The following is a 14,830-nucleotide window of genomic DNA, read 5'->3' on the forward strand; positions in this document are numbered from 1 at the left end:
CTGCACAGCACGGTCGGGCACGATGAGCGCATGAGTGCGTACCTCGGCGTGGACCTGGCGTGGGGCCTCGGCACGCCCACACGGGCCCCGAACGAGACCGGTCTCGTGGCGCTCGAGGCCGACGGCACGATCACCGACGCCGGTTGGGCTCGCGGCGTCGACGCCGTGGCCGACTGGATCGCGGGTCACCTCGGACCGCGGACGCTCATCGCCGTCGATGCCTCGCTCGTCGTGACGAACCCGACCGGGATCCGCGAAGCCGAACGGCAGGTCGGACAGCGTTACGGCCGGTGGAAGGTCGCGGCGAACCCGACGAACCTCGCGTCCGCGGCGAGCGCCGGCGCCCGGCTGCTCGACGACCTCACCGCGCGCGGTGTCGGGTACGTCTCGGACACCCGGGCGATGCGGGAGCGCACCGGTCCGGTGGCGTTCGAGTGCTACCCGTACACGACCCTCGTCGGTGTCGAGGAACTCGGCTACGACGACGAACGTCCCCGGTACAAGCGACTCGACCTGAGGGTGCCGGCCCCGACGGCGCGCGCCCGTCGCGCCGAGGCGTTCGACGAGCTGGTCCGACGCCTCCGCCACACGCCGCTCGATCCCCCGCTCCGGCTGGACTCCCATCCACTGACGGCGGACCTCGCGACGCCCTCGGGGCTCAGCGGGCCGGTGCACAAGCACCGTGAGGACCTGCTCGACGGTGCCCTGTGCGCCTGGACGGCCGCGTTCTGGGAGCGGCACGGCGACGAACGCGTGCAGATCCTGGGAGGTGATGCGAGCCTCCCGTCCGACCCGGTGGACCAGGCGGGCCGCCGGCCGGTGATCGTGTCCCCCGCGCGACCGGAGCAGCGGCGCGCCGTGGGTACGCTGGAGGGGTGACCGCGACCACCAAACCCCTGCACATCGGGTTGGTGTCGCTGCACACCTCCCCCGGCGACGAACCCGGCTCCGGCGAGGTCGGCGGCATGAACGTCGTCGTCCGGCACCAGGCCGAGGCACTGGCGGACCGGGGGCACCACGTCGACATCGTGACGCGGCGCTCGTCGCCGACGCAGCCCGACTCGGTGTCGCTCGTCCCGGGCGTGTGCCTGCGGTTCCTGTCCGCCGGTCCCGCGGAGCCCGTGCCCAAGGGTGAGCACGATGCGTTCATCGCCCCGTTCCGCGACGAACTCGCGCAGCTCGGCGCCTTCGACGTCCTGCACTCGCACCACTGGTTCTCCGGCGCCGCCGCGTTGCCCGTCGCGCGCGAGCGCGGCATCCCCCACGTGCAGTCCTTCCACTCCATCGCCGCCGACGCCGACACCCCGCTGTCCGAGGGCGAGCGCCCCGAGTCCGTCGGCCGGATGGCGGGTGAGCAGCTGCTTGCGCGGGAGTCCGACGCCGTGGTCGTCGTGAGCCAGGCCGAGGCCGACACCGTGCGCGAGCGCCTGGGCGGGGAGCCGGCTCGGGTCTGGATCGTGCCGCCGGGGGTCGACGGCTCCGTGTTCCGCCCGGCCGCCGCGGGCGCCCGCCGTGCGGCCGCTCCCTACGTGGTGGCCGCGGCACGCGTGCAGCCGTTGAAGGGGCTGGACCTGGCGATCGAGGCGATCGCGGGGATCGGTCAGGAGGCCCGTCCCACCCTGGTCATCGCCGGGGACGCCTCGAGCGAGGCAGGCGACTACGTGCAGGAGTTGCGTCGGCTCGCGAACGCGCGTGGCATCGGCGACCGCGTCACCTTCATCGGTCCGCAGTCGCGCGCCGACCTGGCGTTCCTGTTCCGTGGCGCGGCAGCCGTGCTGGTCCCGTCGCACTCCGAGACCTACGGGCTCGTCGCGCTCGAGGGCTCCGCGTCCGGGGTCCCCGTCGTGGCCGCCGCTGCCGGTGGCCTGCGGGAAGCCGTCGTCGACGGGGAGACCGGGGTGGTGCTCGAGTCCCGCGACCCGCACGTGTGGGCGGCCGAGATCGAGCGGATCCTGACCGACCCCGTCTACGCGGCCGGTCTGGCGGCGGCGGGCCGGGACCACGCTGAGCACCTGAGCTGGGAGCGCTCGGCGATCGGTCTCGAGGAGGTCTACCACCGGGTGCTCGGGCGACCGTGACGGCCTTCGACGCGTTCTGGGCCGCGCTCGACGCGGTGCCGCCAGCGGCGGACGCCGAGGCCCTGTACGACGTCGGGACCGAGGCCGGACGACTCCGGCGCACGAACCTCGAGCGGTACTTCGACCGATTCGGGCCCGAGGCGGACACGCTCCTCGTCGCCGAGGCCCCGGGGTGGCGCGGCATGACGAACACGGGCATCCCGTTCACGAGCATGCGGGAGCTCGGCCCGGAGTACCTGGTGCCACCGGCGCCGACGGCCCCGTGGGAGGCGTCGTCGCGCGTCGTGCACGCTGCGCTCGAGGACTGGTCGGGCCCCCTGCCGGTGGCGTGGGCGATCTTCCCGCACCACCCGTTCGTCGCACCCGACCCGTTGACGAACCGGACTCCCCGGCCGGCCGAGATCCGGGACGGCGCTCCGGTGGCGCTCGCGTTGCGGGAGGCACTGGGGCAGGCGCTCGGGGGGGCGGACCGTGTCCGGGTGGTCGCGGTGGGGCGGAAGGCGCAGGGAGCGTTGGCCCTCGCCGGGATCGAGGCGGTCGCGGTGCGGCACCCGGCGCAGGGTGGCGCGCGGGAGTTCACGGAGCAGGTCAGGGCGCTGTCCCGGTAGCGGGTGCAGCCCGGTTGCCGGTGGTCGCCGCCGTCAGGCGGAGCGGACCTCGACGCCCTTCGCCGCGAGCCGTTCCATGACGTGCGCCGGCAGCGGGGCTGCTGCGTACACGGTCCGGAGCGCCGGCAGGTCGAGCAGGTCGTCCCAGTTCTGCGGGTCGAACCGGTCGTCGGAGCCGTCCCAGCCCGGGTGGACGTCCTGCAGGATCTCGAGGTCCGAGTCGACGGTCAGCTCGGTGACCAACGACAGGTGCGACGGCAGGAGGTCCAGGTCGTCGTAGTACTCGCGTGCCCGGTCGTCCTGCCCTTCGACGTCGAGGTCCTCGTCGCTCACCACGTCGTCGGCGCCGGTGTAGCTCTCGAGCACGTCGAGGTCGTAGCAGAGCACGTCGAGCACGAGCAGCTTCGCGTTGAAGTCCGCGAACTCGATGGGTTCTTCGGTGCGGTTCGAGTCGTCGTCCATGCAGCGGAGCGTAACCACGGCGGCTGCACGTGTCCGGTCGGGGCGTGTCCCACAGAACACGAGGGTGTGACGATCGGCGGAGAGGTTCCTGTGAACCTGGACAGGATCGGCCCGGGTGGGAAGAGTGTGATGCATGGCCACCACCACGAAGACGGTCCCGCCGACCGAGCAGCAGCCCGAGCTCCGTCGTGTCCTCGGACCGAAACTGCTGCTGTTGTTCATCGTCGGCGACATCCTCGGCACGGGCGTCTACGCGCTCACCGGGCAGGTCGCCGCCGAGGTCGGCGGGGCAGCCTGGCTCCCCTTCCTCATCGCCTTCGCGGTCGCGCTGCTGACGGCGTTCTCGTACCTCGAGCTCGTCACGAAGTACCCGCAGACGGCGGGCGCGGCGCTCTACGTGCACAAGGCGTTCGGCGTGCACTTCGTCACCTTCATCGTGACCTTCATCGTGATGTGCTCCGGGATCACCTCGGCGTCGACCGCGTCCCGGGCGTTCGCTGCGAACCTCGGGGTGGGTTTCGGGCTCGACCTCCCGAACGCCGCCGTGATGCTCATCGCGATGGGGTTCATGCTCGCCGTGATGGCCGTGAACTTCCGCGGGGTGAGCGAGAGCGTCAAGACGAACGTCGTCCTGACGCTCGTCGAGCTGTCCGGTCTGGTGATGGTGATCCTCATCGGGTTCTGGGCGATCGCGGGTGGCAACGCGGACTTCTCGCGCGTGGTGATGTTCGAGACGCCCGAGGACAAGAGCCTGCTGCTCTCGGTGTCCACGGCGACCTCGCTGGCGTTCTTCGCGATGGTCGGGTTCGAGGACTCGGTGAACATGGCGGAGGAGACGAAGGACCCCTCCCGGATCTTCCCGAAGGTGATGCTCACCGGGCTCGGGATCACCGCCGTGATCTACGTGCTCGTGTCGATCTGCGCCGTCGCGGTCGTGCCGATCGGGCAGCTCGCCGGCAACGAGACGCCGCTCGTCACGGTCGTCCAGACGGCGGCCCCGGACTTCCCGATCGCCGACCTGCTGCCGTTCATCTCGATGTTCGCCGTCGCGAACACCGCCTTGATCAACATGATGATGGCGTCGCGCCTGCTCTACGGCATGAGCAAGCAGGGCGTCCTGCCCGGCTTCCTGGCGCGCGTCTCCCCGACCCGTCGCACCCCGTCCACCGCGATCGTCTTCACGACCGCGATCTCGTTGGCCCTGATCGGGTGGGTGTCGCTCAACCCGGACTCCCCCATCGTGGTGGTGCTCGGCGGGACGACGTCGCTCCTGCTCCTCTCGGTCTTCGCGGTGGTGAACACCTCCGTGCTCGTGCTCCGTCGGGACGACGTGGGGCACCGGCACTTCCGTGCGGGCGTGGTCATCCCCGTGATCGGTGTCCTGACGTGCATCTGGTTGGTGCTCCCGTTCTCGTCCGGCCGCGATCCGCAGCAGTACCAGATCGCGGGAGCACTGCTCGCGCTCGGCGTGCTGCTCTGGATCGTCACGTGGTTCACGCACGGACGGAAGCAGCTCGACAAGGCCCCGACCGGGCTGGTCACCGAGCCGACCGCCGTCCAGCAGCCGCACGACCACCACGACGCCTGACGCGGCGCCCGGCCCACGGCGACCCGGTACCGAGCGTTCCGGTTCCCAGCACTCCCCCCGATCGGGCGGGTGCGGTTCCCAGCGGCCGCCCGTACGCTCGTCGTGCTCCGGGCTACCGCCCGCCGCACTCCGGTTCGCTGCGGGGCCAACCGCCCGGCCCGCACGCCCCGCCCCGCCCTTCCGACGAGAGGACACCCGATGCGCCGCGTCGGCATCACCCTCGCTTCGGTGTTCGGCGCGGGGGTCGTCGCGGTCGCCGTCGGCCTGGTCGTGGTGGTCGTCATCGCCGTGAACTCGCTGTCCGGCGTCGCGCGGTCCGCCACCGCCGACCCGGCACCCACGTGCCCGAAGGTCGCGTCCGAGGTCGTCAGCGGGATGGTCGTCCCCGCTGGCCCGATCGCGGGCTACTGCCAGGACCGCCTGGTCAACGCCGCCGCCGTCATCCGGGCCGCCCAGGCGCTCGGTATCGGACCGCACACCCAGGCGGTCGGCGTGATGACCGCGATGGGCGAGTCGAGCCTGGTGAACCTGGACCACGGCGACGCCGCAGGCCCCGACAGCCGGGGCTTGTTCCAACAGCGGGACAACGGCGCATGGGGCACGTACGCCCAGCGCATGGACCCGTACACCGCAGCGACCACGTTCTTCCGGAAGCTCGTGAAGGTGCCCGGCTGGAAGACGATGACGCCGACCCAGGCGGCGCACGCAGTGCAGATCAACGCGGACCCCTCCCACTACGCGAAGTACTGGCCCGACGCGAAGGTCGTCGTCGAGCGCCTGACCGGGCAGACCGTCCCGGACGCAGCGCCCCAGGGCTGACCACCGCCGACGGCCGCTCTTGCGGTCCAGCTCACGAGGCCTGCTGCAGGTCGTCCTCGTCGAACTCGACCATCGCGGCCCCCTGGTCGTGCAGGACGACCTGCCCCCGCAGGCGGACACCGTGCTCGGCCAAGGAGCAGGCACACGCGTCCACCCACTCCCAGTCGACCGGGTACAGGCGGGACGCCCCCGGCCGTTCCCAGCCGAGCACGACCTCGGACGCGCCGAGCTGTCGGACGAGGTCGGCGACGAGGGCCGCGAAGTCCTCCACGTGTTCGTCCGGCTGGTACGGCAGGTCGGCGATCGGCATGACGAACGGGATCGAGGTCGAACGGTCATCGAGGAACACCGCCCAGCACTGCCGGCGGATCGGTCGTTCGACGAGGGCGACGACGAGGTCGACCACGTCGTCGTCGGTGCGGACAGGGGTACGGATGAGGCGATCGAGCATCTCGGTGTCTGGCATGCCTCCAGCCTCGCGACCCCGCCGCCGCCCGGGGCGCCACCGCCGAGATCTGTGGACAACCAGCCGACCCACACGCGCTGTGGAGGAACGACAGGAGCGCACCGACTGCGCCTGCCACCCCGCCCCCGACCACGACCACGACGCGCGGGCTGCACCGCCGGCGGTCGTGCACGATGGAGGCATGCGATCCTTCCTCCGTGTCCTGCTCGGTCTCGCCCTGGTCTTCGCGGGTGCGAGCCACCTGACGTTCGCGCGCGAGGAGTTCCGCGCCCAGGTGCCGGACTTCGTGCCCCTCGACGAGGACGCCACCGTCCTGGCCTCCGGCGTCGCCGAGATCGCGATCGGGTCCGCGCTCGTCCTCGCCCCACGCGCCAGTCGTCGCGCGGTCGGGGCCTTCGCGGCCCTCTTCTTCGCGGCGGTCTTCCCCGGGAACCTGTCGCAGTGGCGGAACCACCGCGATGCCTTCGGCCTCGACTCCGACCGCAAGCGTCTCGGCCGCCTGTTCGGGCAGCCGGTGCTCATCGCCGCCGCCCTGTGGTCGACGCGCGGACGACGGTCCTGATGGTCGCGGGGCGCGAACGGGAGGCCCGACCACCCCTGGTCGGCGGCCGTCGCGTCGCCGACGTGGTCGCCACCGTCGTGCTCCTCGTGGTGACGACCGGCGTCGCTGCCGCCGCGGTGTGGGGGATCCGGTTCCTATCGCTCGGGTTCCGGTCCTGCGCAGCCCCGGGCAACTCCTGCAACGAGACGCTCGGTGGTGCGGTCGTGACCGGCGGCCCGGTCATCGTGGCGTTGGTCCTCGTCGCGGCAGTGGCGACGTGTGTGCTCCGGATCGTGCGGCGCCGGGTGGCGTGGCCCGTCGCACTGTCGGGCTCCGCGGTGATCGTCGCCGTGTTCTTCGCCGCGGTGCTGCTCGCGCACGGTTCGGTGACGCTCGGCATCTGAGCGGGCCACGCCGCCGCGCTGCGCTCCAGCGTCCGGTGCGTCGAGCGGGCCGTGCCTCGAGCGGGCCGTGCATCGAACCACGATCCCGACATCGAACCGGCCCGTTCGACTGGTTCGACGTCGGGAACGTGGTTCGACATGGGCGCACCTGGTGGGCGCACGGGGCCGACGCACCTCTCCACGTCCCGTCGCGCGCGTCACCGCCGTGGGAGCGCTACATTTCCCCCATGGCAGTCGCCCGAGACCACGAGCCGCCCGCCGCTCCGGCGACCTTCGCCGTGCTGCTCGGCCCCGTCGCCTTCTACATGGGGATCATCGTGCCCGCCGAGTCCACGGTGCGCCACGTCCTCCTCGGCGCCGTGTTCGCAATCGTCTGCCTGGCGAGCGGGTGGCGCGCGATCAGCATCGCCCGCCGCCGGGTCGCGGTGCGGGTGTGGGCGTGGATCGGGATCGTCCTCGGCGCGGCCGGGCTGCTGATGCTGGTCTGGCAGGTGCTCGTCCTGCTGACCGCAGGGGCGTTCCCCCCGCCGTTCTGGTCGCCGTACGCCGGGCACTGACACGGCGCCCACCCGGCGGCACCGTCACCGACGTCACGCGCACTCTGCCCCGCCCGACCTCACCAGCCGAACGTGCCCGCCCCGCCCTTGAACGGCCCGACGACCGCCGACGTGATCCACCCGCCGTAGAAGTCGCCCTCCTGCGCCTGCACCCGCTCGCCGCCGACCTCGCACGAGTCCATCGCCGACGGGTAGATCGCCACCCGGTCCCGCAGCGTCTCGTACCCCGGCTCCGGCGTCGGGTAGTTCCACGCCGCCCGCGAGGCCGTGACACCCCCACCGGACACGTCGAAGTACCGGGCCCGCCCCTTGAACTCGCACATGCTCGACCCCTCCGCCGGCTGCAACGCGCCGTCGGCCAGGTCGCTGATCGGCACGTAGTAGACCGGCGGGTGCGAGGTCTCGAGCACCCGAACCGCGTCCGTCGTGTCGGCGACGACCTGCCCGCCGAGCCGGACGACGACCCGCGCGGCCACGGGCTCGACGGCCGGTGGCCGGGGGTAGTCCCAGACGGATTCCTGTCCTGGGCCTGGTTCGATCCGTGCTGGATGGCGCATGTGGTCCGGTCTACCCCGTCGGCCTGGAGGCGCGGCGAACGCCCGCCACGCGCCTCCCGTCCGGCGTGAGCACCGATCCCACCGCGACCGGTGCGGCGGACGCGACCACGCGCCTCCCGCCCGACACGCGCGACCAGCGCGCCCACGCAACCCGCCGCCTCGCCTGCCCGCCCCGAAGCGCATCGGGTGCAGAGTGGTCGGGTGACGACAACGACGACGCACAGCCTGTTCCGACGCAAGCCGATCGACGCCATCGACGACGAGTCCGGCGGCGAGGACGGCCTGAAACGACACCTCGGCCTCTGGCAGCTCACCGCGATCGGCATCGGCGGGATCATCGGCGCCGGCATCTTCACCCTCGCGGGCACCGTCGCGCACGGGGTCGCCGGACCGGCCGTCCTCGTCTCGTTCCTGGTCGCCGGCATCGCCAGCGCCGCGGCTGCCCTGTCGTACGCGGAGTTCGCGGGCCTCATCCCCCGCGCCGGCAGCGCCTACACCTACGGGTACGCCGTCCTCGGCGAGATCGTCGGGTGGTTCATCGGGTGGGACCTGCTGCTCGAGTACACCGCGATCGTGGCGGTGGTCGCGATCGGCATCTCCGGGTACGTCGGGTTCCTGGTCGGCCAGTTCGGCATCGACCTGCCTGCCTGGATGCTGGGTGCGCCCGGCACGGGACACGGCCACGTGATCGACCTGTTCGCGATCCTGCTCTGCCTGTTGACGGCGTTCGTCCTGACCCGAGGGATCCGGAGTGCTGCGCGCTTCGAACTCGTCGCGGTCACGATCAAGATCGCGCTCGTGGTGCTCATCGTGGTCCTCGGGGTGTTCCACATCAACAGCGGCAACTACCACCCGTACTTCCCGTTCGGCTTCAGCGGCGTGATGGCCGGTGCGGCGACGGTGTTCTTCGCCGTGTTCGGCTACGACGCCATGTCCACCGCTGCCGAGGAGTCCATCGACGCCCGGAAGCACATGCCGAAGGCGATCCTGCTGTCCCTCGGCATCTCGATGGTCCTGTACGTGCTCGCCACGCTTGTGCTGACCGGGATGCAGAAGTACACCGAGATCGACCCCGCCTCCGGGTTCTCGTCCGCGTTCAAGTCCGTCGGTCTCGGCGGCATCGCGAACGTCATCGCGATCGGCGCCATCATCGGCATCATCACGGTGTTGCTGACGTTCATGCTCGGTGCCTCGCGCGTCTGGTTCTCGATGAGCCGCGACGGGCTGATGCCGAAGTGGTTCGCGAAGACCGACCCGAAGCGCCACGTGCCGACCCGGGTGACCTGGATCATCGGCATCGCCGCCGCTGTGCTCGCCGGGCTGTTGCCGATCAGCATCGTCGCGGAGCTCACGAACATCGGCATCCTGCTCGCGTTCGTCGTGGTCTGCACCGCGGTGATCGTGCTCCGCTACCGCCACCCGGAGCTGCCGCGCACGTTCCGACTGCCGCTCATGCCGGTGATCCCGGCGATCGGCGTCATCGCATCGCTGTGGCTCGTCACGTTCTTGCAGTGGGAGACGTGGGTGCGGTTCGCGGTGTGGTTCGCGATCGGCCTCGGGGTGTACCTCGGCTACTCGCGGAAGCACAGCAAGCTGTCCGGCACCGAGGCGGGCACCGGCACGGGTGCGCCCGGACGCGGTCAGGTCGGTCCGTAGGATCGGGAGGATGACGACGATCGAAGGCAGCCGTTGGGTCATCACCGGTGCCGCCGGCACCATCGGCGCAGCGCTCCGTTCTGCGCTGGCGGACCGAGGGGTGGACCTGGTGTCCACCGACCTGCGCAGCGCGGCACCGGTCGGCCCTCGTGACACGGTCACGATCGTGGACCTGTCGGATCTCGAGGCGTTGGTCGACCTCATCGCCGGAGCGGACGGCGTGGTCCACCTCGGCGGCATCGCGGACGAGGCGGACTTCCACGACCTGGCAGAGGTCAACATCGTCGGCACCTACCACGTCCTCGAAGCAGCGCGGCGGGCGGGCGTCCCGAGGGTCGTCTTCGCCAGCAGCAACCGCCTGACCGGCATGTACTCGGCCGGCGACGACGTGTCACCGGACCTGCCGCCGCGGCCGGACGGGTTCTACGGGGTGTCGAAGGTCGCCGCGGAGGCGCTGTGCCGGCTCTACGCGGACAAGTTCGGTCTCAGCACCATCTCGCTGCGGATCGGCAGCTACGAGGAGCGGCCGGGCTCCCCGCGCGAGCAGCGGACGTGGTTGAGCCCGGCGGACGCGGTCCGGGCGTTCGTCGCAGCGATGACGACCGAGCAGCACACCGCCGTGTTCTACGCGGTGTCCGACAACCACGACCGGTGGTGGGACCTGCAGGCGGGACGGTCGGTGGGGTACGAGCCGCGGGACGACGCCGCACGCTGGGGTACGCCTGCCCACGTCGACGCGGAGATGCTGCAAGGCGGGGTCTACGCGACCCCGGAGTACTCGACGGACCGGATGCGCCGGTAGGCGCTGGCTACCGGCTTCGCCAGCGCACCCAGGCCTGCACCTGGGCGGTCGCGCTCTCGAACGACGTGTGCGCGCCGGAGATCACACGACCGGGCGAGTCGACGACGTACTGGTTGCCGCGGGTCACACCGCACACCACGTCCGGACCCATCCAGGCGTTCCAGTGGTTCTCGGTGTCGTGTTCCCAACGGAGTCTGTCGGGCATGTGCGGTCCAATCCGGCCAGGAGGCGGACACCCCCACGCGGCTCGGACCCGACGCTAGCCCTGTCCACCTGACATGTCGCCGGATGGTCCCCGTACCGCGGTCGATCAGGCAGCGCGGCGGTGCTTGCCCTGCGCAGCGGACGGGTCCGCCATCGGGTGGTTCCGGAACCACCGCAGGAGTTCGCGCGCGCGGCTGGTGTCCGCGCTGGAGTCCCCGGCGGGCAGGAAGTCGCTGAAGCCCGCGGGCGGCTCGTGGCCTTCCTCTCCGCGGTCGTACGCCATCGACCACTCCGGGAACCGGCGGGTGTGGATGGACTCCTCGACGAGCAGGGCGACGCTGTCGTGGCGCGGGTCCCCGACGATCCGCGCGTACGTCTCCATGACCGCGTCGTACGGCCCCTCGAGCAGCTGCATGAAACGCCCATCGCGGTGCACGAGCAACCCGGACAGGCCGGCGGCCGTGTTCCGTTCCCGCGCGTGGGCGAGGACTGCCTCGAGCGCGTCGTCGTCGAACGGCGTCGTCGACGAGCTCATGTAGACCAGTGAGTGCAGCATGCGGGTTCCCTCCGTGGATCACCGACGATCCTGCCCGCAGTCCGGCCGGACCGGCATCCCCAGAACGGGCGGTGGGTGCGCGGGGTGTCGGCTGGTGCTGGCACGATGGGGACGTGCCAGCCGCCCCGATGATCGACGCCGTCGACGTCATCCGCTTCGTCGGGCCGCAGGCGTTCGGCCGCGCACGGGACATCGTCCGAGCCGGGCACGTCGACGACGCCGACTGGCACGACGACGACGGCACGGTCACCGCGACGGTCTCCGGCACCGCGGACGACCCGTACCAGGTCCGGATCGAGACCACTCCCGCCCGCGGCGAGTTCGTCCGTCCGGTCCGCAGCACCTGCTCTTGCCCGCTCGGCGGGGACTGCAAGCACGTCGCCGCCGCGCTCCTCACCATCAACGCACGTGCCCTCGCCACGAACGCGGGTCCGCCGACCGCCGCTCCGGCTCCCCCGGCCCCGGACTGGAGGCACGAGGTCGCCCGCCTCGCCGGTGACGACGAGCAGGTGGTCACCCCGCAGGGCACCCCGATGGGCGTGCAGTTCGAGTTGCGGGACGCCGTCCCGGCGCGGATGGCTGCCCGTGCCCGGGCGGCCGGTCGAGCGCTGCCGGTGGCCTCGCGCTCGGTGCGACTCGGGGTCCGCCCGGTGACCCGCAGCGGAGCCGGTAACTGGGTGCGCGGGCAACTGACGTGGGGCACGCTCCCGTACTCGATGAACCGGCTCGGCCTGGTGTCCGAGCAGCACGCGTGGTTCCTGCAGCTCGCCGCCCTCTACCGCGCCGGGCAACTCGCCGGGTTCCCGGGTGAGAGCGACTGGATCCACCTCGACGACTTCCAGAGTCCGCTGCTGTGGCCGCTGCTCGCGCAGGCCCCGGGGCTCGGGATCGCGTTCGTCACCGGCAAACGCGAGGGCGGTGCCGTCCTCGGGGCGGATGCCCGGGTCCTGCTCGACGTCGCACGGCACGACGGGGGCCTGGTGATCGGAGCGAGCGCGGTGCTCGACGGTCGGCCGGTCGCCGACGGTGCCGCACGGATGATCGGCGACCACGGACTGTACGTCTTCCGCGAGAGCCCCGAGTTCTCGGTCACGTTCGCACCGACGCCCGCAGCGGTCCCCGCTGACCAGCGCGCGATGCTCGTCGACGGGGCCCGGATCACCGTCCCCGGGGACGAGGTCGACGAGTTCCTGGCGGACTGGTCCCCCAGGCTCCGCGGGGCGCTCGGGCTCGTGAGCTCCGACGGCTCCATCGAGCTGCCGGAGCGGACGCCGCCCGAACTCGTGCTCACCGCGACCTTCGAGCCCGCCCGCGCACCCCGCACCGACGACCGCGTGCACCTGCAGTGGCGCTGGCACGTCGACGGGCGGAAGGACCCGGTCGCGCTGCACGGACCGCTCCCCGACCTGTCGGGCCTGCGCGCTGCTGACGACGACGAGCCCGCAGCGACCGCGTCGGTGCCGACGGCCGACGACGCGAACCGAGCCGAGCCTCCCGTCGGTCCCACCGGACCCGGTGGCGGGCTGGACTGGTTCCAGGACGGCACCATCGACGGCGCCGACGTCGCGGTGTTCGCCAACGAGTTCCTGCCGGAGCTCCCGGCGCTGGGGGTCCGGACCGTCGTGCAGGGGGAACGCCTGGACTACGAACGGCTGACCGGCCGACCGCACATCCGCGTCACGACGATGCCGTCGGACAAGCACGACTGGTTCGACCTCGGGATCATCGTGAGCGTCAACGGCAAGGAGATCCCGTTCACGCCGTTGCTCCGGGCCCTCGCCTCGCGGGCCCGGCGGCTGAAGCTCATCGACGGCTCGTACCTGTCGCTCGCCGATCCCGCGTTCGACCGGCTCAAGGAGCTCATCGACGAGGCCCGCGACCTCGACGAGTGGGAGCCCGACCAGCCGATGACGGTGACGCCGTTCCAGGCGGGGCTGTGGTCGGCGTTCGACCAGCTCGCCGACGAGACCTCGCACGACGAGCGGTGGCAGGCGATCGCCAGCGGGCTGCTCGGAGCGACACCCCCCGGCGACGTCCCCGTGCCGGACACGGTGCACGCGTCCCTCCGGCCGTACCAGCGGACCGGGTACGCGTGGCTCTCGTTCCTGCTGTCGCACGGCATCGGCGGGGTCCTCGCGGACGACATGGGGCTCGGCAAGACGCTGCAGGTGCTCGCGATGATCGCCGCTGCACGGCAGGCCGCGCCGGACGGGGCGCCGTTCCTGGTCGTCGCGCCGACGTCGGTGGTCGGCAACTGGGCGTCGGAAGCCGCGCACTTCACGCCGTCGCTCCGGGTCGCGACCGTCACGTCGACGTCGCTGAAGGACCCGGCACTCGTCGCCCGGACCGCGGCCGAGGCGGACATCGTCGTGACGTCGTACGCACTGCTCCGACTCGACGCGCAGGCGTGGACGGACCAGGCGTGGTCGGCGCTCGTCCTCGACGAGGCGCAGTTCGTGAAGAACCCGCAGTCGCAGACGCACCGGGTGGCCTCGGAGTTGCGCGCACCGGTGAAGTTCGCGATCACCGGCACGCCGCTCGAGAACGGGCTGACCGACCTGTGGGCGCTGTTCCACGTCGTCGCACCCGGGCTGCTGTCGTCGTCCACGCGGTTCGGGGACGATTACGTGAAGCCGCTCGCGTCGCCGGACCTCCGGGGCGAGGCCCGTCGTGCCCTCGTCGAGCGACTCCGGCGTCGGATCCGGCCGCTCATGCTGCGGCGGACGAAGGAGAGCGTCGCGTCAGACCTGCCGCCGAAGCAGGAGCAGGTCGTGCGGGTCACGCTCGACCCGGCGCACCGAGCACTGTACGAGCGGACGCTCAACCGGGAGCGGTTGAAGGTGCTCGACCTGATCGACGACCTGTCGAAGAACCGGATGATCGTGTTCCGGTCGCTGACGCTGCTGCGGATGCTGGCGCTCTCCCCCGCGCTGGTCGGGGCCGACGCGTCCGACCCGGCGGGGCCTCTCGCTTCCGGGTCCGCCGCCATCCCCTCGGCGAAGCTCGACCTGCTGCTCGACGAGCTCGAACAGCTCGCCGCCGAAGGTCGACGTGCCCTGGTGTTCAGTCAGTTCACGTCGTTCCTGCGAATGGTGTCCGACGCGCTCGACGCCCGGGGCATCGGGTACGAGTACCTCGACGGCTCGACCAGGCGCCGGCCCGAGGTCATCGACCGCTTCCGGAACGGCACCGCGCCGGCGTTCCTCATCTCGTTGAAGGCGGGCGGCTTCGGGCTCACCCTGACCGAGGCGGACACCGTGTTCGTCCTCGACCCGTGGTGGAACCCGGCTGCCGAGAACCAGGCGGTCGACCGGACGCACCGCATCGGGCAGACCCGGTCCGTGAACGTGCAGCGGTTCATCGCGGAGGACACCATCGAGGAGAAGGTCCTCGCCCTCGCCGGCCGCAAGGCGAAGCTGTTCGCCACGATGATCGACGACGACGCCCTGTTCGCCGACGACCTGACGGCCGACGACATCCGCTCGCTGCTGGCCTGACGGCGGCGCGGCGCGGCGGCGCCGCTGCCGCTCGG

16 protein-coding genes are annotated in these 14,830 nt (G+C 71.7%); 11 read left to right on the plus strand and 5 right to left on the minus strand.

Going from position 1 to position 14,830, the window contains the following annotated elements; translation table 11 throughout:
* The first annotated feature begins 30 nt into the window (after positions 1-30).
* The 3 genes from J7E22_RS00115 to J7E22_RS00125 are packed head-to-tail and all read left to right on the plus strand — an operon-like array spanning position 31 to position 2,686.
* Positions 31-879 (plus strand): DUF429 domain-containing protein, encoded by an 849-nt coding sequence (locus tag J7E22_RS00115; RefSeq protein WP_214977736.1) that lies wholly within the window; start codon positions 31-33, stop codon positions 877-879.
* Positions 876-2,078 carry a glycosyltransferase gene (locus J7E22_RS00120; RefSeq protein WP_214977740.1) on the plus strand — a complete coding sequence of 401 codons (1,203 nt, stop codon included), beginning with the start codon at positions 876-878 and terminating at the stop codon, positions 2,076-2,078. Before J7E22_RS00115 ends, J7E22_RS00120 begins: the two co-directional genes overlap by 4 nt.
* On the plus strand, positions 2,075-2,686 hold the full coding sequence (locus J7E22_RS00125; protein ID WP_214977743.1) for a uracil-DNA glycosylase: 612 nt from the start codon (positions 2,075-2,077) through the stop codon (positions 2,684-2,686). The genes J7E22_RS00120 and J7E22_RS00125 overlap by 4 nt, the downstream gene beginning before the upstream one ends.
* A 33-nt stretch (positions 2,687-2,719) precedes the next feature.
* Here J7E22_RS00125 and J7E22_RS00130 read toward each other — a convergent pair whose 3' ends face one another.
* Entirely contained in the window at positions 2,720-3,148 is a 429-nt protein-coding gene (locus tag J7E22_RS00130; protein WP_214977745.1) for a hypothetical protein, read from the minus strand.
* A 133-nt stretch (positions 3,149-3,281) separates the two neighbouring features.
* Between J7E22_RS00130 and J7E22_RS00135 the strand changes: the two genes are divergently transcribed.
* A complete protein-coding gene (locus J7E22_RS00135; RefSeq protein WP_214977747.1) occupies positions 3,282-4,736 on the plus strand; it encodes an APC family permease in 1,455 nt (484 codons plus the stop codon).
* A 198-nt stretch (positions 4,737-4,934) separates the two neighbouring features.
* A complete protein-coding gene (locus J7E22_RS00140; RefSeq protein ID WP_214977749.1) occupies positions 4,935-5,555 on the plus strand; it encodes a hypothetical protein in 621 nt (206 codons plus the stop codon).
* 31 nt (positions 5,556-5,586) lie between these two features.
* Here the strand turns inward: J7E22_RS00140 and J7E22_RS00145 are convergent, their stop codons facing one another.
* Positions 5,587-6,021 (minus strand): hypothetical protein, encoded by a 435-nt coding sequence (locus tag J7E22_RS00145; RefSeq protein WP_214977751.1) that lies wholly within the window; start codon positions 6,019-6,021, stop codon positions 5,587-5,589.
* A 181-nt stretch (positions 6,022-6,202) separates the two neighbouring features.
* On the opposite strand from J7E22_RS00145, the gene J7E22_RS00150 reads away from it, so the two are divergent.
* The 3 genes from J7E22_RS00150 (at position 6,203) to J7E22_RS00160 (ending at position 7,523) form a co-directional block, all read left to right on the plus strand.
* The gene (locus tag J7E22_RS00150; RefSeq protein ID WP_214977753.1) at positions 6,203-6,583 is read left to right on the plus strand and encodes a MauE/DoxX family redox-associated membrane protein; all 381 of its coding nucleotides are present in this window, start codon (positions 6,203-6,205) and stop codon (positions 6,581-6,583) included.
* Positions 6,583-6,966: a hypothetical protein gene (locus J7E22_RS00155; RefSeq protein ID WP_214977755.1), complete on the plus strand. Its 384-nt coding sequence runs from the start codon at positions 6,583-6,585 to the stop codon at positions 6,964-6,966. Before J7E22_RS00150 ends, J7E22_RS00155 begins: the two co-directional genes overlap by 1 nt.
* 227 nt (positions 6,967-7,193) lie before the next feature.
* Entirely contained in the window at positions 7,194-7,523 is a 330-nt protein-coding gene (locus tag J7E22_RS00160) for a hypothetical protein (protein WP_214977757.1), read from the plus strand.
* Positions 7,524-7,582: 59 nt separating this feature from the next.
* Here the strand turns inward: J7E22_RS00160 and J7E22_RS00165 are convergent, their stop codons facing one another.
* Positions 7,583-8,080, minus strand: a complete 498-nt coding sequence (locus tag J7E22_RS00165) for a DUF427 domain-containing protein (RefSeq protein WP_214977760.1) — start codon at positions 8,078-8,080, stop codon at positions 7,583-7,585.
* Positions 8,081-8,281: 201 nt separating this feature from the next.
* On the opposite strand from J7E22_RS00165, the gene J7E22_RS00170 reads away from it, so the two are divergent.
* The gene (locus tag J7E22_RS00170) at positions 8,282-9,736 is read left to right on the plus strand and encodes an amino acid permease (RefSeq protein ID WP_214977763.1); all 1,455 of its coding nucleotides are present in this window, start codon (positions 8,282-8,284) and stop codon (positions 9,734-9,736) included.
* A 10-nt stretch (positions 9,737-9,746) separates the two neighbouring features.
* On the plus strand, positions 9,747-10,538 hold the full coding sequence (locus J7E22_RS00175; protein WP_214977766.1) for an NAD(P)-dependent oxidoreductase: 792 nt from the start codon (positions 9,747-9,749) through the stop codon (positions 10,536-10,538).
* 7 nt (positions 10,539-10,545) lie between these two features.
* On the opposite strand, the gene J7E22_RS00180 is transcribed toward J7E22_RS00175, so the two are convergent.
* Positions 10,546-10,743 carry a hypothetical protein gene (locus J7E22_RS00180; RefSeq protein WP_214977768.1) on the minus strand — a complete coding sequence of 66 codons (198 nt, stop codon included), beginning with the start codon at positions 10,741-10,743 and terminating at the stop codon, positions 10,546-10,548.
* Positions 10,744-10,848: 105 nt separating this feature from the next.
* On the minus strand, positions 10,849-11,298 hold the full coding sequence (locus J7E22_RS00185) for a BLUF domain-containing protein (RefSeq protein ID WP_214977771.1): 450 nt from the start codon (positions 11,296-11,298) through the stop codon (positions 10,849-10,851).
* 113 nt (positions 11,299-11,411) lie between these two features.
* Here J7E22_RS00185 and J7E22_RS00190 point away from each other — a divergent pair, with 113 nt between their 5' ends.
* Positions 11,412-14,795 carry a DEAD/DEAH box helicase gene (locus tag J7E22_RS00190; protein ID WP_214977773.1) on the plus strand — a complete coding sequence of 1,128 codons (3,384 nt, stop codon included), beginning with the start codon at positions 11,412-11,414 and terminating at the stop codon, positions 14,793-14,795.
* Positions 14,796-14,830 lie beyond the last annotated feature (35 nt).

Source organism: Curtobacterium sp. ISL-83 (assembly GCF_018613895.1).
Taxonomy (GTDB): Bacteria; Actinomycetota; Actinomycetes; order Actinomycetales; family Microbacteriaceae; genus Curtobacterium.

Bases quoted from the DNA above. Each gene is read 5' to 3' on its own strand.
- J7E22_RS00115 (WP_214977736.1), top strand. From the start codon at position 31: ATGAGTGCGTACCTCGGCGTGGACCTGGCGTGGGGCCTCGGCACGCCC.
- J7E22_RS00130 (WP_214977745.1), bottom strand. From the start codon at position 3,148: ATGGACGACGACTCGAACCGCACCGAAGAACCCATCGAGTTCGCGGAC.
- J7E22_RS00135 (WP_214977747.1), top strand. From the start codon at position 3,282: ATGGCCACCACCACGAAGACGGTCCCGCCGACCGAGCAGCAGCCCGAG.
- J7E22_RS00140 (WP_214977749.1), top strand. From the start codon at position 4,935: ATGCGCCGCGTCGGCATCACCCTCGCTTCGGTGTTCGGCGCGGGGGTC.
- J7E22_RS00145 (WP_214977751.1), bottom strand. From the start codon at position 6,021: ATGCCAGACACCGAGATGCTCGATCGCCTCATCCGTACCCCTGTCCGC.
- J7E22_RS00150 (WP_214977753.1), top strand. From the start codon at position 6,203: ATGCGATCCTTCCTCCGTGTCCTGCTCGGTCTCGCCCTGGTCTTCGCG.
- J7E22_RS00155 (WP_214977755.1), top strand. From the start codon at position 6,583: ATGGTCGCGGGGCGCGAACGGGAGGCCCGACCACCCCTGGTCGGCGGC.
- J7E22_RS00160 (WP_214977757.1), top strand. From the start codon at position 7,194: ATGGCAGTCGCCCGAGACCACGAGCCGCCCGCCGCTCCGGCGACCTTC.
- J7E22_RS00165 (WP_214977760.1), bottom strand. From the start codon at position 8,080: ATGCGCCATCCAGCACGGATCGAACCAGGCCCAGGACAGGAATCCGTC.
- J7E22_RS00175 (WP_214977766.1), top strand. From the start codon at position 9,747: ATGACGACGATCGAAGGCAGCCGTTGGGTCATCACCGGTGCCGCCGGC.
- J7E22_RS00180 (WP_214977768.1), bottom strand. From the start codon at position 10,743: ATGCCCGACAGACTCCGTTGGGAACACGACACCGAGAACCACTGGAAC.
- J7E22_RS00185 (WP_214977771.1), bottom strand. From the start codon at position 11,298: ATGCTGCACTCACTGGTCTACATGAGCTCGTCGACGACGCCGTTCGAC.